Here is a 25376-nt window from a genome sequence, read left to right on the forward strand (position 1 = left end):
ATGATGAAAACAATTTTATATAAAACCTTATTTATTTTGATGTTTTGCTTTTACCAAAGCAATGCACAGATAACGATTTCAAGAACACCCGATCCGATACCCACAACTATAAACAGTTGTCAGACAGTGACGCTTAATTATAGTGTGACGGTCAATAATGGGCCGTACAACTCGATAACCATAAATGAACAGTTTATGCCGCAAGGAGGGTGTCCAACGACCCCTCTTAATCCGAGGTTATCAAATTTACCTTCAGGATCTATCGCCACGACGAGCAATGGTTTCAACATTACGATTAACAATACGAGTGCAGGGTCTTCAACCTATGTTTTTCAGGTAAGCATGACAATAAATGCCCCGCCTCAATTCGAATCATATCAATTATGCGTTTCCGGAATTACAGCATCGAGTGTTCCAGCTGCATCGATTTCAGTTTCACCAAGCACACAACAATGTTTTACGATTGAAAATAAGGCCACGTGGCGATCTTCCATCGATTGTGTTGAACAAACTGGAGTAAACTGTTTTCTATATACCGTGAATGTAAAGGATCTATCCTCCTCCTGCGACGCCAATATGTATGGTACACCGAGGTTTGAATTTTCCGTTCCGGGTGGAGGGATTATTAACGGTGTAACATCCAACGCTACTTTGGCAAACGTCGTGAATGGAGGGAATACCATTGCATTTTCGAGTACTACCAATACATGGATTCAAAACAGTACACGCGAGAAATATACATTTGAAGTACAATATCCTTGTAGTAACTTCCCTTCCAGCACCAATGTTACAGCTCAGTTTGACCAAATTAATAACAGCGTGCCGACGAACACAAACTATGGTCAGTCTTGTCCCTCAGGAAGTGGTGGAAGTCCTATTACTATTGGCAGTTCGAACACAACCCTTCAAATAGAAGATCCTACCCTGGACGCAACGGTAGAAGTTAAGGAGTATTATGATTCTAGTAAAAACACTCCTGGTTGTGCGAATAAGGCATACGTAGAATTTACCAATATAGGGAACACTATTATAGATGATGTTTTGGCTGAAGTGAAAATCCCTTCAACGATTGAAATAACTAATCTTTGCGCTCAAATATCATTGATAACTGGATATCGTCTAGCCGGTCAGCCTTGGCAATATGGTGTTCCTAGTAACGCACAGTTTCCACAGCTCATCGGGCTCAGATACAAGAGGACAACCGATATTGATGCTCCAAGACTATGTAATGGCAATAAGGATCCTGAAAAATGGGTGATACCACTTTGCTATCGTATAAAATCCAGTGTAGCAGTTGGTACTGATATTAAAATTTGTGCCAGTCTAAAATATACAGATAAAGTAGGATGTACGGCAACTTCTTGTCCACCATATTCACCACATTCCGGTCAAAAATCAAACTGTCTAATCTACCCAGTAGTAGCTCCTGAAGCGAAACCAAGAATACTGAAAAGTATCGCAAATGCTTCCCTATATCCAGGAAACAGTACGAGTTTCATAATAGAAATCGCGAATTCAGGCAGTGGAGACCTAATAACCACCATGCAGGATATTATCCCGAACGACTTTCAAAATATTAGCATTGCGACTATTCAATATAGTGCTGCTGGGGCCACTTTTACAACCCCACCCGCTGGAGTAATTACCAGCCAGTCAGTTACCGGGAATGCTATAAACGTCGGCCTGAATATTCCTGGCATCTGTACCTTGGGTGGCAGTTGTTGTTCGTTACTTGAGAATAAAGTACGGATCAGAATCGATGTTCAGGTTAAAGACTGTATTCCTCAGAAAACAGGGGTGAATGTAGCTCGACTTCAACCGCAAAATGAAACCGCGAGTAGATCCTACGCTATACGTAACTACAACCGCTTGGATGTTCAAAAATTTGCAAAAGGCGATATGGCTTCCAGTTGGACTTCAGGAAGTACGAGCACTACGGTTAGTCCAGGTGGAAACATCGATTATAAGATTACCATTAAAAATAACGACCCTTACGATTGGAACGATTTGGTCATATCCGATATCTTACCCTACACCACGCCGCCAGATGTCATCCTTTGCACCAGTGTTCCAAGGGCCAGTCAATTTGATGTAGCTTTACGAGCTCCGGTAACAGTTTCCCTGAATGCTGCGGCAAGTGCTGTTAGCAGTACCATTAGTTATACAAATACGATAATGACTACGGAAAGTGATCTCTGTGGCGGTACCGCCATAATTAATTCAGGATTTTCTGTAGGAGATCGTGGTTTTAAGGTGAAATTTAACGATCCGATTCCTTGCGGCGCTGAAATCACCATCAATATTCCAGCAAAGGTAATGGGAAATCCTTCTCAAGGAGCCGTAGCTACCAATTCGACCTCCTTTGTTACGAGCAATAATTCGTTACTCGGATATGCTACCGCAGCCGCGGAAATTCAAACGTGGCAGTTGGATTGTTGCGACCAACAGGAACTGAGCCTGTCCAATTTTCAGGTACTAACCTACGAAGATGGCGGAACCACCCATAATCGCGCTGCCATTAATTTGGATGTAAGTTCATTATCGAATATTCCTGTACAAAAAATAAGGCTATCGGTAATCGATTTTGAATACGATCAAAACTTCGACGACTGTAAAGTTTGCCACAACTCTTTCCGCGGACTAGGAACATTCCCAGGAAATTCGGATTGGGCATTTCCCATCGGTGGTTTACCGGTAATACCCAATACCAATACTTATGATGGAAGCCGGGAAACAATATGGGAAGCAGGAACTCCCACAGCCATCAACACACCACAAACCATCAGAACATGGCTAAATATTCCTAAAAGCCTTCAAGTTAATGGCTGTCAAGGATGCGTTCGAGTATGCTTAAAGGTAGAAGTAACCGATATTAACTGTAACACTTGTGAAGTTATAGGATGTTACACTATTAACCTAATGCCCGTTACGGCACAGCCCTCCCCTATTTGCCCTCAAAATGTAACGATGCCTCTAAACTTGGATGCTGATTTTTCAGAATTTGAGATGCCCCCTCAATTTCCACCTATCAATTCAGAAAATCATAGTGAGGCATGTAAAAAGTGCTAAGATGCATCTTCAAAAGAAGGCATTGGATATGGCCATTGCCTTCTTTTAAAAAAAATGAAAAAGTAGGGTAACAATTTCAAACCTTATTTGATATACCAACAAATAACCAAAGTAAATTCAATAATTATGAAAACAGTTAACAATTTGAAAAGAAGTATTTTAACCATCGCCGTATTAGGAACCTTTCTATTCTTACAGTCATGTTGTTGCGATGATACTGTAGAACCTTCAGGAATCATAAGCTGTGAAGCAGCCATGATGAAAGGTGAACAGTATTCAACTCAATATCCCGGTGAAACGACCGATGTTACGTTCGACATGGAAGAAATAGAAGCGTTTATTTGCCAGATAAAATCGAAAGCCGACGAAATCCCCCATTCAGATTTGAGCTTTCGCGTATACTTTGCGCGAGATACTATTGCGGGAAGTCTAGAAAACACAGTCTTTTTGGCAGGAAGTTATACCGATGTAAACGGCGCAGTCCAAAATATTAAGTACTACCTCAACATGGGAGATATTGGCAATAACGGTATCTTAGATATCAATTGTGCACCTTAAAAAATGATTGTAACATTTAAAACTATATTATACGCCCTGCAGGTCCTTGCTTTTCTAGTGGCATTATTTCGCCAGAAGAAAAATAAAAAGGGCCTGCAAGGGATTTTTGTTTATTTCTTGGGGTTCGTGCTGCTGACAGAATTTTCGGCAAATTATGTACGTATCGTGGCTGGTATAAACAACACATTCATATATAATATTTTCAATACTGTTTCACTGATCTTTTATATGTATTGGCTACAGCAGTATTTGAGAAAGAAGTGGATACGTTATCTTTATGTTGGATTTATAGCGGCTACCCTCATTGAGGCATTTTTCACCCCTTGGAAAGAATTATTGAAGACATCATTCTACCTTGGAGTTGGCATCATTTTTTTTATGACCATTTTCTATTTGTTAACCTTGTTGAAAAAGGAAGAGGTAATTCAATTCTATAGGAAACAATCGTTTTGGATTAGTACCGGAATCCTAATTTATCACATTGGTGTGTTTCCATTAATTTTGTTGTTAGATGTGCCCTCCTTCAATAAGGTACACTTTCAATTTGCGCTTATGTTTCTTAATATATTCCTTTATGCTCTAATTACGGTTGGTTTACTATGTCCACTGAAACGATAGATAGCTATATATATTTGGTTTTTATTGCCATTGGAATTATCCTGGCATTAATCATCTTATTCTCTGCATTTTTAATTCAGAAAAATAAACTGGTAAATGAAAAGTTGAAATCGGAGCTTGAATATGAACGAAAAGTACAGCAATCAGAACTACGGGCCCTTCGAGCTCAGATGAATCCGCATTTTATCCATAATAGTTTAAACGCTATTCTTTTTTATGTGCAACGCAACGATGTGGCATTATCAGAAAAATACCTATCCCGATTTTCGAAGCTAATCAGGCAATTTTTCGAGTACTCAAGATCCCAATATATTCCCCTTACGACCGAGATTGATCTCTTGGAGAATTACTTGGAAATTGAAAAGATGCGCTTCGAAAATAAATTGAATTGGGAAATCAATGTGGCACGAAGCTTAAAGGAAGAGAATCCTGAATTACCTTCCATGATGGTTCAACCACTGGTCGAAAACGCCATTAACCATGGCATCTTTCATCTAAGCGAACCTGGTTTTATTTCAATATCCTTCCTATCTTACTCAGGCTCCCAAGCCATAATGAAGATAATTGTAGAGGACAATGGTGTAGGAATGGAACGATCGCGAGAAATTCAAGGAGCGCATAAATCACATGCTCGATCTCATTCCTCTCAGGTTTTAGAAGAACGTATTAATCTTTTGCAACATAATAATGAATGGGAGGTAAACATAAATATTGAAGATCTCTTTGAAGCGAGAACCGAGAAAACGGGTACTCGCGTCACGCTAACATTAAACTACCTAAATTATGATTAAGGCATATTTAGTAGATGACGAACCGAAAGCACTGGCAATTTTATCTGATAAAATTCGTAGGGTTTGCCCTGATATTGAAATTATAGGCACGACACAGAATCCAAAAGAAGCTATAGAGTTCTTACGAGAATCGCCGCCGGACCTACTCTTTCTGGATGTCGCAATGCCAGAAATAAATGGCTTCGAAGTATTGCAACAGCTTGAAAAGCCAGATTTCGAGATCATTTTTGCCACCGGCTACGATGAATATGCCGTACAGGCCATCAAGCATTGCGCAATCGGCTATTTGGTGAAGCCTATAGACAACGACGAATTAGTGGATGCAGTTTCAAAAGCAAAGGAGAACATCTCAGAAAAAAGTGCCTTGGCAAAAAACAAGGCCTTAATCGAAAATTTACAGGTAAAAAGATTTCGTGACAAAAAAATAATCATTCCCTCTCAAGAAGGATTAGAGTTTCTAGAAATTGGGAATATACTGCATTTTGAAGGAATTGATGGATATACGAAAATTCACATCAATGACCGTAAGCCCCTTCTCAGTTCGCAAAGTATTGGTCACTTTGTAAAGATGTTACATGATCAAGATTTCTATCAGGTTCACAAATCGCATTTAATTAACCTAAATCATATCAATTCTTACCTCAATGAAGGATACGTAACAATAAAAGATACCAATATTCCAGTTTCCCGAAATAGGAGGAGCGATTTCCTTACGATGCTGAAGAATACCTAAAACTATTCTTCTTTCAACCACTTTAACCGTAGACTAGCATTCGCCTTCTCCACAGGTCGAATGACAAGCGTATCGCCGTTGAAAGAGAAGCGACGTTGCACTGTTTTGCCCCAATCGCCGGGATTGGAATGCGATAATCGTTTATGTGAAACGATACTATCTTTTTTATTTAACGAATAATCGCCGATGTAAACATACGAACCGGTTAGGTGTTGAAGAGCCTTCAGCGGAATCGTATCGGTAAAGTTTGGAAAACGAAGGTCCGTTTTTTCATATCCCTTTTCCCATAGGTGAAGCGACATATAACCACTTTCACCATAGAGCAAGTATCCCCCCATCCCATCGCGCCATTGTTTCCAGTTGCCAACAGAATCAGTAACTTCCATGGCCTGCAGCGACCATAAGCCAGACAATGTTTCTTCTAAGCTTTTCGTTGGGGCTTGACTTTTTTCTTCTGAAATAGCATTACAGCTTATGGCGATAACACATGCCAAAAGCAAGGACAAAATTTTCATATAAGGTTTGTTGAATGTGAAGGAATTATTGTTTTACCAATTTGTGTGCAAAGGTTTCACTTCCGTTGGAAAGCTGCAAGAAGTAAATGCCTTGTTTAAATACCGATAGGTCTATTTGCTTACGCCCTTCCTTCAATACCCCGTCTAGCAATTGTTTTCCCGTGCTATCGAATACCACATAAGTATATTCTTCAGCAACGGACACAGTAAAGCTATCCGTGCTCGGATTGGGATAAATCTTCAGAGGGGAAACTTGCGCTGTTTGCGTTACAGACAATTCGTTGGAACCTTCAACAATTAATGTTTGCGAATTGATTGGTGGATTTTCGATAAAATCGACCGTACCGCTCAGCCACGTAACCTTGATGTAGTCGATTTCTGCAGCGGCACCTATTCCGAAGAATTCATAGGCAGAATTTTGCCCTAAGAAACCTTCCCCACATAATGTGTAACGGTACTGTACCCTGCTTCCCACACCTACCTCTATCCACGAGCCGATCCCCATTCTATTGCTTTCCACGCCTTGCAGCTTCACCTTCAACCAATTGTTGCTTTGGGTAGAGGTGTTATCCCAAATGAACATGTTGTATGGGAAATAATTCAATACCACCAATTCCGGATATCCGTCATTATTCACATCACCCATCGCATTGCTATAGCTTTCAGCTAAATCGTCCTCAAAACCAATTCCGGAAGGAATCGTAAACATACCATCACCATCATTTTCATAGAAGGCTGAGGGTAAATTATTTGTAGCATCATCGTATTCGCCACTTACATACAAATCGAGATCGCCATCATTTTCGGCATCTACGAATACACTTCCCCAAGCCCAGGATTCCATCAATGTACCATTAGTAGCAGCGACATCCTCAAAAATAAAGTCTTCAGTATTGCGAAGAAAAACGTTTCCATCATTGGTATTGGTAACATATATATCCAATAAACCATCGTAGTTAAAGTCCTCCACCGCAGTACTCATGTCATCCATCATTATATTTGTGTTGGTAAGAGCGCCTACCTCCGTAAAAGTTCCGTCTCCATTATTATGAAACATGAGATTGACGGGATCCTTATCGTTGGCCACGTAGATATCCTGATAGCCATCCTTATCGTAATCCATAAAAGCCGCGCAAAAAGACATGTTGTTTTCCGTAGGCATTCCCGCAGCTACTGTAATATTGGTAAACGTAGCGTTGCCGTTATTACGATATAGATAATTACCCTCTGAAGTTAGATCGCCGTTTCTTGAACATAAATACATATCCAAATCGCCGTCGTTATCGATATCGCCCCAAGAGGCTCCGTAGGAAATATGACCAGAGACCAGTAATCCGGCAGACTCCGTAATATCAGTGAAATTCATGTTTCCATCGTTCTCAAAAAGATGGTTCGAATCTACGTTGCTAGTGGCGAAAAAGTCGTTATCGCCATCATTGTCAAAATCGACCCACTGAACCGTCTTTAATTCGGAGGTGTTCACTATGCCTAAATCGACTTCTGTAAACTGTCCGTTATTATTTTTAAAGAATCGAACTGGATAGGTTTCTTGTGAAGCTAGGGTAATATCGTCCCAACCATCATTGTCAAAATCGAAAAATGATATTCCTCCACCGTATTCACCATCGCCATAGGTGGTATTATCGCATCCAAGCGCCACGGCATTTTCTTGAAATGAAACTTGTGCAAGTGAAAGCAGCGGAATGAAGATAAAAAACAACGATGTTCTCATAAGGTAAAGATGATTAGTTGGTTATTCAATAAAATTCTTAATTGAAGGTCAGCAAATTTGAGACAATCTCAAATTATTATGGAATTACTGCTTTAAAAGCTTATACGTGGAGGCTTTAGAACCCGACGCCAGATGTAACATATAGATACCAGCGCTGAATTCACTCAAGTCGACGATCCCATCCGAAGACTGAAAAGTTCCTTTCCGCAATAGCTTACCTACCATATCAGTGACCTGATAAGCTGTTCCCTCTTTTACTTCAATATTAAAAATGCCTTCACTTGGATTTGGATATACTGAAACTTCAAGAGTGTTTTCTTGTGTTGCTATTGAAAGTTGGTTTGACCCCTCCTCTATTTGTATTGCTGAATTTACCGGCGGATTTTCGATAAAATCGACTGTTCCACTCAGCCATGTTACCTTTATATAGTCGATTTCTGCAGCGGCACCTATTCCGAAGAATTCGTAGGCCGAATTTTGACCCAAAAACCCTTCGCCACAGAGCGTGTAACGATATTGAAGGTTACCGTTTACCGAAATCTCGATCCATGAACCGATGCCCATTCGATTGCTTTCCACACCTTGCAATTTTACCTTTAACCAATTATTATCCTGTGCAGAATTATTTTCCCAGATATACATATTGGAGGGGAAGTAATTTAAAACTCCGATTTCTGGATAGCCGTCATTGTTAACATCGCCTATCGCATTGCCGTAGCTTTCCGCTAGATCGTCTTCAAAACCTATTTCGGAAGGAATGGAGTACATCCCATTACCATCATTTTCATAAAAGGCAGAAGACAAATGTGTAGTGAAATCGTCATATTCGGCACTGACATATAAATCTAGGTCTCCATCGTTTTCAGCATCCAAAAATACGCTTCCCCACGCAGAGGAATTCATTGTGGTGCCATTACTTGGAGCAACGTTGGTAAAGGTGCCATCACCATTATTCTTTAAAAATTGGTTTCCTTCATGCGTATTGGAAACATAAATATCCAAATAGCCATCGTAATTATAATCGGCCACCGTAGTGCTCATCGCATCGATAACGATCCCGCTTCCCGTGGTTGCACCCACTTCGGTGAAGGTTTCATCGCCATTGTTTTGGTACATAAGATTAGCGGGTTCCCGATCGTTAGCCACATAAATATCTTGAAAGCCATCCTTATCGTAGTCTATAAATGCGGAACAAAAGGATATGAAATTCTGTTCTGGCATTCCAGAAGCTACGGTAATATTCGTAAAAGTACCATCGCCATTATTGCGATAGAGGTGATTATATTTTACAGTCGACTCAGGTTCCCTAGAGGCAACAAATAAATCTAAATAGCCATCATTATTGATATCTCCCCAGGAGGCACCAAACGATTTATATGCAATCATGGTAAGGCCTGCTGACTCCGTGATATCGGTGAACTGCATATTTCCGTCATTTTCATAAAGCTTATTACTCTCCAATCTACTCGTAACGAAAAAATCATTGTCCCCATCATTGTCAAAATCGACCCATTGAACCGTTTTCGTTTCTGAAATATTATCGATCCCTAAATCAACCTCGGTAAACTGTCCGTTGTTGTTTTTGAAGAAGCGAATGGGGTACGTTTCCTGAGAAGATAACGTGATATCATCCCAACCATCATTATCGAAATCATAGAATGAAATTCCCCCACCAAACCCACCATCGCCATAGGTGGTATTATCACATCCGAGCGCCACGGCATTTTCTTGAAAGGCTATTTGTGAAATTGATAGTACGGGAAGAAAAAGTAGAAGTAATAGTATTCGCATAAACTACCGAAATAGGTTAGTAACTCTTGATTATCAGACCAAGATAACAAATTTCCTTAATTTCCAATCGGAACTTTAGCCTGCAAACAAAGGACGCCCCGCCATCATATCGTTCACTCTTGCCGCAACGCTATCAAGGGTATCTTGATTCTCGAAATCTTGAATTACCTCATCGATTAAATCGACAATCGCTTGCATTTCAGCTTCCTTTAAACCACGTGTTGTTACAGCCGGAGTCCCTACACGAATACCACTGGTAACAAATGGCGACTTATCATCGAACGGCACTAAATTCTTATTAACCGTTATACTCGCCTTCTCCAATGCTTCTTCGGCCTCCTTCCCTGAAATATTCTTATTGCGAAGATCGATCAGCATCATATGATTATCGGTACCATCGCTAATAATCTTATAGCCTTTATCCATAAACGCTTTTGCCATCGCCTTGGCGTTTTTCTGTACCTGCACCATATAATAAAGGAATTCGTCGGTTAGCGCTTCTCCAAACGCAACTGCCTTCGCCGCAATAATATGTTCTAAAGGCCCTCCCTGATTTCCGGGGAAAATGCCACTGTTCAATAACGTAGACATCTTTTTGAGGTTTCCGTTCTTTAATTTTTCACCAAATGGATTATCGAAATCCTGCCCCATCATAATCATTCCGCCCCTCGGTCCACGTAAAGTTTTATGGGTAGTAGTAGTCACAACATGGCAATGTGGAAGCGGATCGTTGATAATGCCCTTCGCAATCAAACCTGCTGGATGTGCAATATCGGCCATCAGAAGCGCCCCTACGCTATCGGCAATCTCTCGAAATCGTTTATAATCTACCTCTCGTGAATAGGCAGAAGCACCCGCAATAATCATTTTCGGTTTTTCCTTTTGCGCCATCTCGGCTACGTGGTCGTAATCGATTAGCCCTGTATCTTCCGAAACTCCATAGAAAACAGGTCGATATAGCTTTCCTGAAAAATTGACCGGCGAACCATGGGTTAAGTGTCCCCCGTGTGCCAAATCGAAACCTAAAAAGGTATCGCCTGGTTTCAAACAAGCTGCAAAAACTGCTGTATTCGCTTGGGAACCACTATGCGGTTGCACATTTACATATTCGGCATTGAATAATGTCTTAGCACGATCGATAGCTATCTGTTCTACCTCATCTACAATTTCACAGCCACCATAATAGCGTTTTCCAGGATAGCCTTCTGCATATTTATTGGTCAAGACAGACCCCGCAGCTTCCATCACTTGGTCGCTTACAAAGTTTTCAGAGGCAATTAACTCTAAACCATTTAGTTGACGTTCTTTTTCGGCTTGTATAAGTTCAAATATTTGTTGATCGCGTTCCATGTATTTTTCTGAAAAGTTAATAAAATCCAAAAATACAAAATGCTTGTGGTTACTGTTTCAGAAATTATATATTTGATTAACATTTTTACGAACAAAAACCAACCGTATGCCACTATCAGCAAACGATCCCTCCCATAAATCTTGGTTGGATGTACCAGCCAATAGCGACTTTCCGATTCAGAATATTCCTTTTGGCGTATTCTTGACCCGCGACGATGTTATTACCATCGGAACCCGAATAGGCGATACCGCCATCGATTTGGGCGCTCTTCACCAATTGGGCTATTTTAAAGGTATCGACCTTACCGACGATATTTTCCTACAGGATTCCTTAAACGATTTTATTGCCGATGGCCGAAAGACGTGGCGTCTCGTGCGAAATCGTGTATCCAAGATTTTCCGTGAGGGAAGCGATACCGAACTTCGAAACAATGACGATCATCGCGATAAGGTGCTTTTCAGTTTAGATGAAATTGAAATGCAAATGCCAGTGGATGTAGGCGATTATACCGACTTCTATGCGAGTAAGGAACATGCTACCAACGTAGGATCGCTTTTTCGCGATCCAGAGAATGCCTTGATGCCAAACTGGCTTCACATTCCGATTGGGTATCATGGAAGAAGCTCCTCTATCATACCCTCTGGGACACCCATTCATCGTCCGATCGGGCAAAGCAAACCCGGCGATGATGGCAAACCAGGCTTTGGCCCCTCAAAATTGCTCGATTTTGAACTAGAAATGGCGTTTATTACGACGGCAGCTAACGACTTGGGAAAACGTGTTTCCATCGATGAAGCAGAAGACCACATTTTCGGATTGGTACTTTTCAACGACTGGAGTGCACGCGACATACAGGCATGGGAATATCAACCCTTAGGCCCATTTTTAGGAAAGAGTTTTGCGTCAACCATTTCACCATGGATTGTCACTTTAGATGCTTTAGAGCCTTTTAGAGCAAAAGGTCCAGAACAAGAACCAAAGCCTTTGCATTACCTTCAACAGCAAGGCAAAAAGAATTTCGACATTCACCTTCAAGCTATTATTCAACCCGAGAACGGTGAAGAAAATATTGTAGCCAACAGTAACTTCAAGTATATGTATTGGAGTATGGCCCAGCAATTAGCACACCACACCATTAACGGATGTAACGTCCGAAGTGGCGATATGATGGGTAGCGGAACCATCTCTGGCCCTACGAAAGATAGCTACGGCTCTATGTTGGAATTGACTTGGAGAGGCCAGAATCCTTTGAAATTGAGCGACGGTTCCGAACGAAAATTTATTGAAGATGGCGACACCGTCATTCTTCGCGGACATGCTGAAAAAGATGGGGTTCGCATAGGATTTGGCGACTGCAGCGGAAAAATACTTCCCGCACACCAATTCTAATTTGGCATCACAATTGTATTTTAGCCTTCATAACCAAATCAATTTCGTTATGAAGGCATTTTTATTTTCCCTCGGTATAAGTCTGTTACTGGTTTCCTGTAGCAGCGTGAAACGAAATCAACAACTGCTCTCTAGCGGCAATTACGATCAAGCTATCGACTTGGCCGTAAAGAAGCTTCAGCGTGACAAGAACAAGGATCGCTTCGACGAACATATTGTTTTGTTGGAGGAAGCCTATGAGAAAGCCGTTGAAGATGATATGCGTCGCATCCGGTTTCTTAAGAAAAGTAACGAACCCAATGCTTCCCGACAATTATACTTTTTATATACCGGATTGGAGAACCGTCAATTATTGATTCGTCCGCTCCTACCTCTGTATAGCGATAATTTGGGAAGAAATGCACAATTTAAGTTTAGCGATTATAGCAATGAAATTATTGCAGCCAAACAAAACTATGTGAAGGATTTATATGAAGAAGGGCTGGCGCAGAAAAACTTGAATACTGTTCAAGGATTTCGGAAAGCCTATTATTTATTTTGTGACGTTGCCGAACTACAACCGCATTACCGAAATGTGGATGCGGAATTGGAGGACACACGATTTTTAGGGACCAATTTTGTTCTGGTGCGACTTCAAAATAGAACAGGTCAGATAATCCCACAGCGATTGGAACGTGAATTGTTAGACTTCAATACCTATGGATTGGATGATTTTTGGACCGAATATCACGGTCGACCAGAAAACGGATTGGATTATCATTACGGAGTAGACTTAGTATTACAAAACATACTTATTTCACCAGAGCGTATTTCTGAAAAGGAATTCAATAGAAAAAGAAGGGTGAAGGAAAGCCCTAGAGGCGACTCCAATGATGAGGATTCGATGGATGATGAAGAAGGTGATAACTATATTGTCGTAACCGCGAAGGTATTACAAACCATTCAGGAGAAAGCCGTTGAAGTATCAGGGAATGTGGTATATCGTGATCTTTCTACGAATCAGAACATCAATCGATATCCCTTGGCATCCGGCTTCATCTTTGAAAACATTTTCTCCAAATTTCGAGGCGATGAACGTGCTTTAACAGAAGATGACAGACGTAACATTAAGAATGATTTCGTGCCCTTCCCGTCCAATGCCCAAATGGTTTTGGATGCGGGCGATGATATCAAGGCGAAGTTGAAGTCGATTTTAAATAACAATTCATTCTAAACCCAGACCTCACAGGTTTTAAAACATAGACCTCACAAGTTTTTGAAACCTGTGAGGTCTCAATATTTATATAAATTTCGAAATTTGATTTGGACTAATGCTATGATGCGATGCGTGGTCTACCGCTTTCCCATCTTTTATAACAAGTAATTGCGGACTTTCATGGTACACTTCGAAGCGTGCAGCAATTTCGCTTGAAATATTCCTGTTTTGGAGTAGGTCCAAATAGTAAAGCTTAGCTTCACTATCTGATAGTTCATAGCCTTTCTCAAACTGTTTCAATACCATCCGACTGATGCCGCAACGAGTGGAATGTTTAAAAATAGCTACCGGTTTTTCTTTGCTTTCTTCAACAATCGTATCCAATTGGTCCATCTGATTCAACATATGCCAAGGCACTTCTTCTATTTCATCTTTGGCCACGTCGCGTGGTGACTTCTTCAAAAAATCCAATAATCCCATAATCTGTAATAATCTAATCGTTTTCACCTACGAAAATACAAAGATCTACAGGCTTTTCATCCAAAGAAAATGATAAAAGAAACCTCTTTGCGTGCGTCAAAATGTCTTGCTAAAACTATTGTTTAGCCGACATTTTGTCGTCTTTTAACCATGGCTCGAGTTTTGACTATTCCACTATGAAACTGAAAAAAATAACGTAAAGGCGGTGGTGCTATCCATTTCCTTCAAACTAGATATAAGAAATGAATTTTAACAATTTTACCATAAAAAGCCAGGAGGCCATACAGCGGGCACAGCAAATAGCCCAGCAATACGGTCACCAGCAAATCGAGAATGAACATATTTTCAAGGCTCTTTTTGATGTCGATGAAAATGTGACGCCTTTTTTGCTAAAGAAATTGAATGTAAACGTTTCCCTTCTACAGCAAGTGCTGGACAAACAATTGGAAAGTTTTGCAAAGGTGGAAGGTGGCGATATCATGCTGTCTCGTGAAGCGGGCAAAACCGTAAATGAAGCTAGTAATATCGCTCAGAAGATGAAAGATGAATATGTGTCTGTAGAGCATTTACTATTGGCGATCTTCAATTCAAAAAGTAGCATTGCTCAAAGCTTAAAGGACCAAGGCGTAACTGAGAAAGGACTAAAAGCCGCTATCGAAGAACTTCGAAAAGGCGATCGTGTTACTTCCCAAAGTGCTGAAGAGACATATAATTCCTTAAATAAATATGCTCGTAACCTGAACCAGCTGGCCAAGGATGGCAAATTGGATCCGGTTATCGGTCGCGATGAGGAAATTAGAAGAATTTTACAGATTCTCTCTCGACGCACCAAGAACAACCCAATGTTGGTCGGTGAACCGGGAACCGGTAAAACAGCTATCGCCGAAGGCCTTGCCCATCGAATCGTGGATGGCGATGTGCCCGAAAATCTAAAGAGCAAACAGATTTTCTCGTTGGATATGGGAGCATTAATTGCCGGTGCTAAGTTTAAAGGTGAATTTGAAGAACGCTTAAAAGCTGTTATCAAAGAAGTAACCACTAGCGATGGCGATATCGTGCTATTTATAGACGAAATCCATACCCTCGTGGGTGCTGGAGGTGGTCAGGGAGCCATGGATGCCGCGAATATTTTGAAACCAGCGTTGGCGCGTGGCGAACTGCGTGCAATCGGCGCAACCACTTTGGATGAATATCAGAAATATTTTGAAAAGGATAAGGCGCTGGAGCGACGTTTCCAAAAGGTTACGGTCGATGAGCCCGATACGGAAAGTGCTATTTCCATTCTTCGTGGAATCAAAGAGAAGTATGAAACGCACCACAAGGTTCGGATAAAGGATGAAGCCATTATCGCTGCGGTGGAACTATCGCAACGCTACATTACCAATCGCTTTTTGCCCGATAAGGCTATCGATTTAATGGATGAAGCAGCCAGTAAACTTCGTATGGAAATCAATTCAAAACCAGAAGAATTGGACGTGCTGGACCGAAAGATCATGCAGTTGGAAATTGAAATTGAGGCGATCAAACGTGAAAAGGATGAAGCAAAGCTGAAATCGCTTCGCGCCGATCTCGCGAATCTTAAGGAAGAACGCAACGAGCTGAATGCGAAGTGGCAGAGCGAAAAAGAGGTCGTGGATAATGTCCAAAACCTAAAACAGGAAATCGAAAATCTTCGATTGGAAGCAGAGCGCGCCGAGCGTGAAGGCGACTTCGGAAAGGTGGCTGAACTCCGCTATGGAAAGATCAAGAATGCTCAGGAAGCATTAACGAAACTTGAAACTGAATTAGCCGAAAACCAAAGTGGAAGTTCGCTGATTAAAGAGGAAGTAACCAATGAAGATATCGCTGAAGTTGTCGCCAAATGGACCGGAATCCCCGTTACCAAGATGCTTCAAAGCGAACGGGAGAAATTGCTGAAATTGGAGGATCGACTTCACAAGCGCGTCGTGGGTCAGGAGGAAGCCATCGTGGCTGTTAGTGATGCCATTCGAAGAAGTCGCGCCGGACTTCAGGACGAGAAGAAACCGATTGGTTCTTTCCTTTTCCTAGGTACTACCGGTGTTGGTAAAACGGAATTGGCAAAGGCTTTGGCCGAATATCTCTTTAACGATGAAAACGCGATGACACGAATCGATATGAGTGAGTATCAGGAGCGTCACAGCGTAAGTCGATTGGTAGGTGCTCCTCCAGGGTATGTTGGATATGATGAAGGTGGTCAGTTAACGGAAGCCGTTCGTCGCAAGCCCTATTCGGTAGTATTATTGGATGAAATTGAAAAGGCGCATCCCGATACCTTCAACATTTTGCTGCAGGTGTTGGATGAAGGACGCTTAACCGATAACAAAGGGCGCGTTGCCGATTTCAAGAATACGATTATCATTATGACCAGTAATATGGGAAGCCATATTATTCAGGAGAAGTTTGATAGCGTAAAGGATCCCGGTACCGCCATGGAAAGTGCGAAGGTTGAAGTGCTTGGGCTATTGAAGCAACAAGTGCGACCTGAGTTCCTGAACCGTATTGATGATATCATTATGTTCACACCGTTGACGCGAAACGATATCAAGGAAATCGTAGGACTTCAATTGAAAGGCGTTTCAAAAATGCTTTCCAAACAGCATATTACGATTGATGCTACGGAAGAAGCGATTGCTTATTTAGCTGAAAAAGGCTTCGACCCTCAATATGGAGCACGACCGGTGAAACGGGTGATACAAAAAGAGGTCTTGAACGAACTTTCAAAGGAAATACTTGCTGGTAGGATTAAGACCGACAGTATTATTCTGGTCGATAGTTTTGAAAACACCCTCGTCTTCCGAAACCAAACCGATTTGGTAGAAGACAATTGAACTGGGCTGGAGCTTGCCTAGCGACGTGCTATCGTCAATTAAAAGCTCCGATTTTTCATAATTTGGTTGGTTAGTTGAAAGCACCCCTCGTTTAGAAGGGTGCTTTTTTATATTATTGAAGCGTAATGTCCATTGTACCTCCTTCTTGTCCAGTAGTTGCTCCATGTTCAAAATACCAATTACCCTCAAGTGCCGCGGCATTGCTTGTCTGACTAATGGTTGCTCTAACCGAGTAATCTTCATCTGTATCCTCGTAGGTATAATCAGCTACTACCTCATCTCCATCCACAACAAAAGTTCCGGATCCAATAGTTGGGTTGTTGGAACTATTTGCAAGTACCGTACACGTTCCATCGTCGAAGAACTCTATAGCGAAATAGGAAGATCCGCTATAGGTACCTTCGAAGAAGCCTTGAAGTGGATTTTCAAGTGTGAAGGGAACTGTAACCTGTCCTGCCGAATTGGCTACCAGTACTTGAAAGTCATGACTGCCTGCCGGTAAAAGCTTCGTCCATGTTATCTTTCCAGTGGTGCTATTGACAGATGTGCCATCGGGATTTCCATCCAATGAAATACTTCCTTGTTCGCCATTCCATTCAATACTAGGCGATACAGAATTACCTTCGGTATAAAAAATGGCATTGGCGGTGGTTTCGGAATATTGAACGGTAGGGGTAGTTACAGAACCACTATCATCCTCTTCACATGATGTAATAAATATGGTGATCAGCACTAGGGTGAAAAATTTTCTCATAATTTTAATTTGGTTTGTATTACTATTGATTTTGTTGAAACAATCTAATTTACAATCCGACAGTGATCCAGCGGTCGATCGTAATTGACTTCTTTTCGACTTCGCGATAGGTTATTTTTAACGTGATTGGCTGTTGGTTGTCGCCCTCCTTCACCAGAAATTCGGCTGAAGCACCGTTGCCCTGCATATCCTTCCGATACATTTCATCGCCCACATACGGTTGCACATCGATGATAGAAACAGGCGTTTCATTAGGTGGAAATTGATAAAAAATAAATTTTTCATCGTTTCGCGTCATGCTAGAATTATCCATGAGCTTCACTTTAGTTCCTAATAGTTCAACCGTCGGATTTTCATATAGCGATGCTACCGTAACGGTTTTTTCCTTCGCCTCGGCATTCCCATCACTTTTGGAATAGCCTACCTTCATTTTTACATACACTTTTGAGGCATTTGAATCAGGCAGCGCCATTTCTGTCTTCAACACCGCTTTAAAGCCAATGGTATCGTACATTTTTTTCCACTGGTCGAGTGGCAGCAAACCGTCTGTTCTAGTGGTGAATCGATATCGCCCTTGTTCTGCTAAGCGTTTCGATTCGGCTTCATATGCAGCGATAGCCTCTTCGTGTGCCGCTATTAAATCGCGGCCGGTATCATCTTTAAACTCCAGCAGCTCGGTAGTGGCTCCATCCACGGCATTGAAATCCGCTGCCTTCACCCAGAAATCGATCGCTATCTTATTGTTCGAAAAAGACTCTCCTGGAATTCCTCTCTCTACTTCCATTCTTACTACTTCAACTTCTTGCGAAAAAAAAGTCGTAGCATAAAAGATCAGGGTTAAAGTAATTAGTATGTTCTTAAATCGCATAATTCGTGGGTTAATCTGCTTCACCTTACTGTATATTTTTGAACCATTCTTCAAACTTCTTCCCTACCATAGGTACAGGTTTTTTCTTCTCATTTACGGCATTCATCAATCCCATTACCCATAAATAAATCATGAAGATCGTTCCTACAAGGCTTACAATCCATCCAAGGATAGGAATAATATTAATTACGGTTAAGGCTAATCCGAGACATCCAAGCCCTAAAGATTGCCGAATGTGGTAGCTGGCAAATTCATTCTTTCTATCGTTGTTCATTACAAAAGCAATGATAAGTCCGATAAGGGTGATGTATGCGATAATGGCGATATTCTTTCCTTCGGCGGTCGATGTGGTTTGTGCTGTGGTTGCGGTGTTGGTAGTGTTGGTATTTTCCATGATATTGTTTTGTTAGTGATTTAGTTGATAAAAACCGTTCCCGACTGATTCACCATACCTCCAAAAGTCTCCTCTTCTTTTGAAAATATCGGTTCTTGGTTTATTGGGAACTACTTCCTAATACGTGAAAATTGCTCAGGGGAACGGTGTTATGAAATTAGTTGCTAATTGATTATTGGTTAGAACGTTTGATAATCGCTTTTTGAAATAGTGAAAGGAGCCTCCTCTAATTTCACGCAAGTCATGGTCATATCGTTGCGGTTAGAATTCTTTTCGTCCATATGCATTTGCATTACAAGCCCTTCCGCATCTCCTTTCTTTAACCATTCTGGATTGAAACCTTTCGGCATTTTATCGCTCTGACCATAGACATCACTGAAGCTTACCGGTACATCGAAGGTGACATACATTGTAATTATATATTCATCATTTTCAATTTCGAAGCCATCGCAATCGTATCCAAGTATGGTCTTTCCCGCGATCTTCTTCATCGTATAATCTTCTATCCCACTATTTTCAGCGGCCGTTTCGGCAATATTCTTGGGCATTTTAGACGCTGTAGCCATTTTACGGCCCTCTTGGTTCATAAACATGACCATAAGCTTCGACTGATTATCGTATACCATAAAGGTGTTCATAGCCATTTCTTGCTTATCTTGATAAAACTTGGCTCCCCAATACGGCGCATCTTCTTTGAGAAAATATTCCAACTCCATATTGTTTCGCTCCTTTTTCATTTCCATTTTCAGGCGGTATACCCATTCGAAGGAATACTGCGACGGCACATTTTCCATTTTTCCGCCCATCATTCCTCCCATTGGAAAGGAAGATCTATTGTCATTATTTCCAGCATCGTTCTCTTTGCCATCGCCTTCCAGGACATCGTCCATTACCTCACCGGTTTCTTTTGAAGCCTTATCGGCTGTTTTTCGGTGAATGGTGTTCTCGACGCTCTTCTCTACTTTCTTTTTTAGTTTTTTGAAGAATTGCGCCTCTGCTTGAAACGAAAAAGCAGTCAGGCAACCTACTACAAGTAATAATTTTACGGTTTTCATCGTGTTAGATTTATTTGGTTTTAAGGGGAATCATCGTCCGATTGATTTTACACCCATAAAAGTATTTCCAAGCCAAGAGAAGGGGTTGCCCGAATGTAACAAATGCTTGTTTATTTGTAACAAGACACTGTAATGCAGCAAATTAAAGGAGCAACAAATAAAAATTAAACTTCCTGTTGAAAAGTACTAGGAGAAACACCGAAGGCTTTTTTGAAGGCTTTTGAAAAAGAGGCGCCATCGGCATAACCGGTTTGATAGGCCACCTCAGCAATCTGAATATTCGCATCGGCCAATAGTTTCTTAGCGCGTTGCAGTCGCTGTGACCGAATGAATTCTGCAGCCGATTGACCCGTTACCGAAGTTACTTTACGGTGAAGCTGCATACGGCTCATTCCCAAAGTATCTGCTACGTTCGAAACGCTTAAGTCTGGACTATCCAAGTGAGTGGAAACATAGTCCATTAGCTTTTCCCAAAACGCCTTATCCTTCGAATTGGTTATCAGCTCATTTAGAATGGGTCCTTCCGACTGTTTATATTTTTCCTTAAGGCGTTGTTGATGGCGATGCAAACTTTTTAGCTGGGCACCGAGCGCTTGAAGCTGAAAGGGTTTTTCCAAATAGACATCAGCACCGGTTTCCAGTCCTTCCACCCTATCGCTTACATCTGCCTTGGCGGTCAGCATTACGAAGGGGATATGACTGGTGGCTTCGTGCGATTTGACCTTTGCACAAAACACCAAGCCATCCATTTCAGGCATCATCCAATCGCTTATGATAATATCAGGGACGATTTCCAACGCTTTTTCCCAACCAATAACACCATTTTCGGCACAGCGCACATCATATTCCAGATTTAGGAATTGCTGTATATATTGCTGAAGCTCTAGGTTGTCTTCAACCAATAGAAGAATGGGACGTTCAGAAAATTTGGATGTATTTTCTGAAGTTAGGCGTTGATTGGAAACAGTTTCAGGAATGGTTGGACTAAAGGTCACTTTCTTATTTTCATCCGTTCCCTGTCGAATGGCATCTAGCGGCAGTCGCACCGTAAAAGTACTTCCTTCACCCTCCTTACTTTCCACAGTAATGGAACCTTCATGCAGTACTACCAATTCCTTCACCAAGGCCAAGCCTATTCCAGAGCCTGGGGAACTTTCGTCCTTTTCACCTACCTGATAAAAGCGGTCGAAGATATGAGGTTGCTCCTTTTCGGCTATTCCAGGTCCAGTATCTATTACCTTCAACAGAAAACATGAATCTTCCAAAGAAGCAGCTACCGTTATAACACAATTGTTCCCACAATATTTCAGCGCATTCGACACCAAATTGATAAGTGTTTTCTCCAATACATTCGCCGAATACAGTGCGGTAATTCCCGGATCGTCTATTTCTAATAGCAGCTTATGCTTTTTAACTTCCGCCTGGGATTGGAACTGGTGTACCAGCGTTTTTGTGATGGCAAATGGGTTTCCACGCGTTACTTCTATCGTTGCCTTACCTGATTCAATTCTGGAAAGCGCTAGCATATCGTTTATTAAGGTAAGAAGTCGCTTCGCATTGTTGGAAATAATGGTTAGGTGTTCCTGTGAAAGTCGCTTACCCGTTCGAATCGCTTCTGTAACCGGCAGCTGAATTAAGGTTAGCGGTGTTCTAAATTCGTGTGAAATATTCTGAAAAAATCGAGTGCGTGTCGCGTCCAATTCCAATAATGCTTCTTTTTCCTTCTTTTCCGACTGTAGGGCGAAACGATTGCGAAGCCGTGCCTTTTCATTCATCAAGTTTCGATAACTGACCACAAAATTGAAGATGACAATCTCCACGACCACCATTTTTAAGAAAAAGGTAAAATCCTTCAACAACAGCGCTGCTACATTCCCCAACAACAGCAGTACACTTCCAATAAGTATGATTTTCGCGATAAGACTTGGCTTTTGAAACATCATATAGCTAAACAAGACCAAACCAGAAACTGTAAAGACTGCACGAAAGAGGTCCATGGCTACAAAGCGGTATTCAAAATACGGAAAGGCAAACATGGTGATGGCGTAAAACACTCCAAAGAACACAATACCGCCCATAATGATTTTTCCGACACGATGTACCTTTTGAAAATTTCGCTTCACGTCAAGAAAGTACAGTACGAAGAAAAAGTATAGTGCGATATTAACGATATGGGTAATCTGGTTGATGTAATAATATAGCTTAGGCTCTAGTTCATTATACACATTCAAGAAAAACGGCAATCGATTGGCGTAATATAGCGTTACGAAAAGAAGGTATAGACTATAGATCAGGAAGCTTTTATCGCCACTGACAAAATAGCTTACCATAAATAGCAAGAATGAAATAAATGTTATACCTAGATAAAATAAATACCAAGAATCCTGCGCTCTATAAAGCATCGCATCAACGATAGCGCCATCATCCGTAAACAGTACATCGGGTTGGGTACCAATGTTCAGATAGCCCCAGATGGTCAGTATTTTTTTGTTGAAGTAAAACGGGCGATTGAAATCTACTTCCTGCACTGCTAACGGCATTAGATACATTTCACCTTCACTGAAAATTTCAAAGGGGCGAGAAGTTAGCGCTCCAATCTTTCGACGATCGTAAGTTCCATTCTTTGTAGGAATGAAAACGTCCGAAATATCGGTATTGTAAAAATAGATCTGTAGTGAATCGGTTGCAACCCTTGGCTTCACCTGAAACCGAAACCAGTACGTCGCCTGCTGATCGTTGGTTATACTATCTATAGGCAAGAAAGTCTTGGATTGTATTTCGGTAAATGAAAGACTACGGCTGGGATCCTCGTACACCTGGGAGACTGTATCCATTGGTATCCAGGCATTCTTTTCCTGCACGACCATAGGCTTCAGTTTCTGCCCCATCAGATTGGTAGCAGAAAGGATAAGAAAAACAAAAAATAGCGCCTGGTAGCATTTTTCCATACTTCAAAATAAGGAATAATTTGTGCTTCCCTCAAAATCAAATACATAAAAAAAGTCCATCGCTAGGATGGACTTTCTCAACTAAACCAATTACCTGGAATAATTACCAAGTTTCAATTTCTCTTTTTACTTCTTCCTTGGTTTTACCGCTTTCTTCCTGAATACGGCCTACCAATTCGTCGTATTTTCCTTCTGAAAAAGCTTCATTATCGTCGGTCTGAATACCGTACTCTTGTTTTGCTTTTCCTTTTATCTGTTTCCATTTTCCTTTTAATTGATCTGAATTCATAACAGTTGTTTTTAGGTTATTTTGTTATTCTAAAGATACTTACGGAAAGGAAGGGCTTGTGGTAAGGAAGTATTAAAATAATACACGATAACGTTATTTTTTTGCCAAATACCCAAAACTATTGGTATCTTGAAAAGAAAAAATGAAATTCTTTTTTGCTCTCACCTTTTCATTCCTATTCCTCTTCTCTTGTGAATTCCCAAAGCAACCCGATATCGAGGATATGAAAACAGCTCCTATAAGCACCTATTACCTTATTCGCCATGCCGAAAAAGATCGTAGCAATCCTGCCGAACGCGACCCCGAGCTAACAGAGGAAGGTGCTGCCCGCGCAGTACGTTGGGCACAATTGTTTCGCGATATTACGTTTGATGAAATCTATACCACCGACTACAAGCGAACACGCCAAACGGCACATACCGTTTCGGTACAAAGTGAAGTTAAATTGACGCCTTACGATGCAAATAGACCGTATTCAGAAGATTTTCAGGAGCGCACCACTGGCAAAACGGTTTTGGTAGTTGGCCATAGCAATACAACGCCCGCTTTCGTGAATGCGATTATTGGTGAAGAGCGATTTAGCGATCTTCCCGATGACGACAACGGCAGCTTATTTATCGTAACCAAAGTTGGTAATGAAAGTACCGTACAGCATTTGCATGTTGACTAATTTTTCTTCGGAAGGGAAACGGTAACGTTTTCTGTTTCGATCGTTGAAAGTAATGGTAGTGCTCCCTTTTCAAATTTTTCATCCAATTGCTGAAGCGGAATGAAAAGCGAATCGGTTTTATAATTGCGGTAGTCGACAAATCGAATTCCCTCGATTATTCTAGGATTATAGGCTTCCCGAAATCGAATCCCGCCACCTTCTGTATGATAGCGATAGGCCAAATAATCTACCGTGAAGTCTTCAGTGTGTATCCAATATAGGAACTCGTCTTCAAAATCGGTTCCGCCGCCTTCTTCAGCGAAGGTTACCTGAATTTCATAATAAGGCTTGCCCTTGATGGTATCCTTCCCCAGAAGCTTCTTTTTCGCTGCCCCAGCATTCAACCCAAACGGCAGTTGCGCAAAATAATGAACTGAGTTCACCGCATCTCCAAAAATCCGCTCCGAACTATCGACTAAGGTTACAACGCTATCATTAACATAACGCGTAAACCCTTCATTGTTCAACACATCACGAACCCTTCCGATACTATCGATAAAAAGTCGCTCCAACTGAAACCGACCGTTACTGCGTTCACTTCTATAGTCTTTATCGCGAAAACTGAACGTAATGGTGGCATCTTCACAATTACCTGAACAGGCTTCCGCTATGGCGGTAGCGATTATTTCATCGACAGTTGGTTGCTTCTTCTCCTCTTCACAAGAAAATAAGAAAGCTATTACGATAATAAGAGAAATACTTCGCATTACATTTTTTTCCAAAGGTACTATTTTTGACAAGGTGAAAGATAAGCAGAGGTCCTTTAAAACTTAGTTAAGGCGACTTGTCTTTGGGAAGAATTCCGTTATTTTGCAGGCATGGAGCAACAGAAGAACGTCAATATCAAAAACCGAAAGGCACGCTACGAGTATGAAATTCTCGATAAGTACGTAGCAGGTATTGTCTTGGCCGGAACTGAAATCAAGGCGATTCGAGAAGGCAAGGCCTCTATTGCGGAAAGTTTCTGTGAGTTCCAGAACAACGAATTGTTTGTCATTAATATGACCGTACAGGAGTATTCGCATGCGACCGACTTCAACCACCAGCCGAAAAGCGAACGCAAACTTCTCTTAAATAGAAACGAGCTTAAAAAACTCGAAAAGGAAGTCCGAAATTCGGGACTGACCATCATTCCGCTTCGGCTTTTCACCAACGATAGAGGGCTTGCAAAACTCCAGATTGCACTCTGTAAGGGTAAAAAAGAGTACGACAAAAGGGAAACTATCAAAAAGCGTGAAAGTAAGCGCCGATTAGACCAAGTGAAGAAAGCCTTCAACAATTAAATTTG

Annotated in this window: 22 protein-coding genes; 10 read left to right on the forward strand and 12 right to left on the reverse strand. The window is 41.3% G+C overall.

The genetic code is table 11. The features are described from left to right. Window positions 1-3: 3 nt before the first annotated feature. From I4Q58_RS01360 to I4Q58_RS01380, 5 genes are all read left to right on the forward strand, one after another. On the forward strand, window positions 4-3069 hold the full coding sequence (locus I4Q58_RS01360; RefSeq protein ID WP_203292970.1) for a hypothetical protein: 3066 nt from the start codon (window positions 4-6) through the stop codon (window positions 3067-3069). Between the two features lie 126 nt (window positions 3070-3195). After that, complete coding sequence (locus I4Q58_RS01365; RefSeq protein ID WP_203292972.1) at window positions 3196-3627, forward strand: hypothetical protein; 432 nt, start codon at window positions 3196-3198, stop codon at window positions 3625-3627. A 3-nt stretch (window positions 3628-3630) separates the two neighbouring features. Then, window positions 3631-4245 (forward strand): hypothetical protein, encoded by a 615-nt coding sequence (locus I4Q58_RS01370; protein ID WP_203292974.1) that lies wholly within the window; start codon window positions 3631-3633, stop codon window positions 4243-4245. Next, window positions 4227-5036, forward strand: coding sequence for a sensor histidine kinase (locus tag I4Q58_RS01375; RefSeq protein ID WP_203292976.1), 810 nt, complete (start codon window positions 4227-4229; stop codon window positions 5034-5036). Before I4Q58_RS01370 ends, I4Q58_RS01375 begins: the two co-directional genes overlap by 19 nt. Continuing rightward, entirely contained in the window at window positions 5029-5769 is a 741-nt protein-coding gene (locus tag I4Q58_RS01380; RefSeq protein WP_236002791.1) for a LytR/AlgR family response regulator transcription factor, read from the forward strand. Before I4Q58_RS01375 ends, I4Q58_RS01380 begins: the two co-directional genes overlap by 8 nt. A gap of 2 nt (window positions 5770-5771) precedes the next feature. Here the strand turns inward: I4Q58_RS01380 and I4Q58_RS01385 are convergent, their stop codons facing one another. The 4 genes from I4Q58_RS01385 to glyA all read right to left on the reverse strand — a co-directional run bounded on the left by I4Q58_RS01385 (window position 5772) and on the right by glyA (window position 11157). Continuing rightward, window positions 5772-6284: a lipocalin-like domain-containing protein gene (locus tag I4Q58_RS01385; protein ID WP_203292978.1), complete on the reverse strand. Its 513-nt coding sequence runs from the start codon at window positions 6282-6284 to the stop codon at window positions 5772-5774. A gap of 25 nt (window positions 6285-6309) precedes the next feature. Beyond that, the gene (locus tag I4Q58_RS01390) at window positions 6310-8016 is read right to left on the reverse strand and encodes an FG-GAP-like repeat-containing protein (protein WP_203292981.1); all 1707 of its coding nucleotides are present in this window, start codon (window positions 8014-8016) and stop codon (window positions 6310-6312) included. 84 nt (window positions 8017-8100) lie between these two features. Next, on the reverse strand, window positions 8101-9807 hold the full coding sequence (locus I4Q58_RS01395; RefSeq protein ID WP_203292983.1) for an FG-GAP-like repeat-containing protein: 1707 nt from the start codon (window positions 9805-9807) through the stop codon (window positions 8101-8103). 75 nt (window positions 9808-9882) lie between these two features. Further along, on the reverse strand, window positions 9883-11157 hold the full coding sequence (glyA, locus tag I4Q58_RS01400; protein ID WP_203292985.1) for a serine hydroxymethyltransferase: 1275 nt from the start codon (window positions 11155-11157) through the stop codon (window positions 9883-9885). A gap of 106 nt (window positions 11158-11263) precedes the next feature. On the opposite strand from glyA, the gene fahA reads away from it, so the two are divergent. Both fahA and I4Q58_RS01410 read left to right on the forward strand, forming a co-directional pair. Next, window positions 11264-12547: a fumarylacetoacetase gene (gene fahA, locus I4Q58_RS01405; RefSeq protein ID WP_203292987.1), complete on the forward strand. Its 1284-nt coding sequence runs from the start codon at window positions 11264-11266 to the stop codon at window positions 12545-12547. Window positions 12548-12596: 49 nt separating this feature from the next. Beyond that, complete coding sequence (locus I4Q58_RS01410) at window positions 12597-13760, forward strand: hypothetical protein (protein ID WP_203292990.1); 1164 nt, start codon at window positions 12597-12599, stop codon at window positions 13758-13760. 66 nt (window positions 13761-13826) lie between these two features. On the opposite strand, the gene ytxJ is transcribed toward I4Q58_RS01410, so the two are convergent. Continuing rightward, window positions 13827-14249: a bacillithiol system redox-active protein YtxJ gene (gene ytxJ, locus I4Q58_RS01415; protein WP_317194032.1), complete on the reverse strand. Its 423-nt coding sequence runs from the start codon at window positions 14247-14249 to the stop codon at window positions 13827-13829. A 215-nt stretch (window positions 14250-14464) separates the two neighbouring features. Here ytxJ and clpB point away from each other — a divergent pair, with 215 nt between their 5' ends. After that, entirely contained in the window at window positions 14465-17071 is a 2607-nt protein-coding gene (clpB, locus tag I4Q58_RS01420; protein WP_203292992.1) for an ATP-dependent chaperone ClpB, read from the forward strand. Between the two features lie 112 nt (window positions 17072-17183). On the opposite strand, the gene I4Q58_RS01425 is transcribed toward clpB, so the two are convergent. The 6 genes from I4Q58_RS01425 to I4Q58_RS01450 all read right to left on the reverse strand — a co-directional run bounded on the left by I4Q58_RS01425 (window position 17184) and on the right by I4Q58_RS01450 (window position 23379). Beyond that, window positions 17184-17825, reverse strand: coding sequence for a hypothetical protein (locus I4Q58_RS01425; RefSeq protein WP_203292994.1), 642 nt, complete (start codon window positions 17823-17825; stop codon window positions 17184-17186). Window positions 17826-17874: 49 nt separating this feature from the next. Continuing rightward, a complete protein-coding gene (locus I4Q58_RS01430) occupies window positions 17875-18693 on the reverse strand; it encodes a hypothetical protein (RefSeq protein ID WP_203292996.1) in 819 nt (272 codons plus the stop codon). 25 nt (window positions 18694-18718) lie between these two features. Beyond that, complete coding sequence (locus I4Q58_RS01435; RefSeq protein WP_203292998.1) at window positions 18719-19087, reverse strand: DUF4870 domain-containing protein; 369 nt, start codon at window positions 19085-19087, stop codon at window positions 18719-18721. Between the two features lie 179 nt (window positions 19088-19266). Then, the gene (locus I4Q58_RS01440) at window positions 19267-20142 is read right to left on the reverse strand and encodes a DUF4412 domain-containing protein (protein ID WP_203293000.1); all 876 of its coding nucleotides are present in this window, start codon (window positions 20140-20142) and stop codon (window positions 19267-19269) included. Between the two features lie 164 nt (window positions 20143-20306). Continuing rightward, on the reverse strand, window positions 20307-23090 hold the full coding sequence (locus tag I4Q58_RS01445) for an ATP-binding protein (RefSeq protein ID WP_203293002.1): 2784 nt from the start codon (window positions 23088-23090) through the stop codon (window positions 20307-20309). 103 nt (window positions 23091-23193) lie between these two features. Then, entirely contained in the window at window positions 23194-23379 is a 186-nt protein-coding gene (locus tag I4Q58_RS01450) for a CsbD family protein (protein ID WP_203293004.1), read from the reverse strand. Between the two features lie 142 nt (window positions 23380-23521). Here I4Q58_RS01450 and I4Q58_RS01455 point away from each other — a divergent pair, with 142 nt between their 5' ends. Continuing rightward, window positions 23522-24049 carry a SixA phosphatase family protein gene (locus I4Q58_RS01455; RefSeq protein ID WP_203293006.1) on the forward strand — a complete coding sequence of 176 codons (528 nt, stop codon included), beginning with the start codon at window positions 23522-23524 and terminating at the stop codon, window positions 24047-24049. Here the strand turns inward: I4Q58_RS01455 and I4Q58_RS01460 are convergent. Continuing rightward, on the reverse strand, window positions 24046-24810 hold the full coding sequence (locus I4Q58_RS01460; protein ID WP_236002792.1) for a DUF6503 family protein: 765 nt from the start codon (window positions 24808-24810) through the stop codon (window positions 24046-24048). The two genes, I4Q58_RS01455 and I4Q58_RS01460, sit on opposite strands and share 4 nt — an antisense overlap. Before the next feature lie 96 nt (window positions 24811-24906). Here I4Q58_RS01460 and smpB point away from each other — a divergent pair, with 96 nt between their 5' ends. Further along, window positions 24907-25371, forward strand: a complete 465-nt coding sequence (gene smpB, locus I4Q58_RS01465; protein WP_203293008.1) for an SsrA-binding protein SmpB — start codon at window positions 24907-24909, stop codon at window positions 25369-25371. Window positions 25372-25376: the final 5 nt, after the last annotated feature.

It is taken from the genome of Luteirhabdus pelagi, from assembly GCF_016827595.1.
GTDB classification, from domain to species: domain Bacteria; phylum Bacteroidota; class Bacteroidia; order Flavobacteriales; family Flavobacteriaceae; genus Luteirhabdus; species Luteirhabdus pelagi.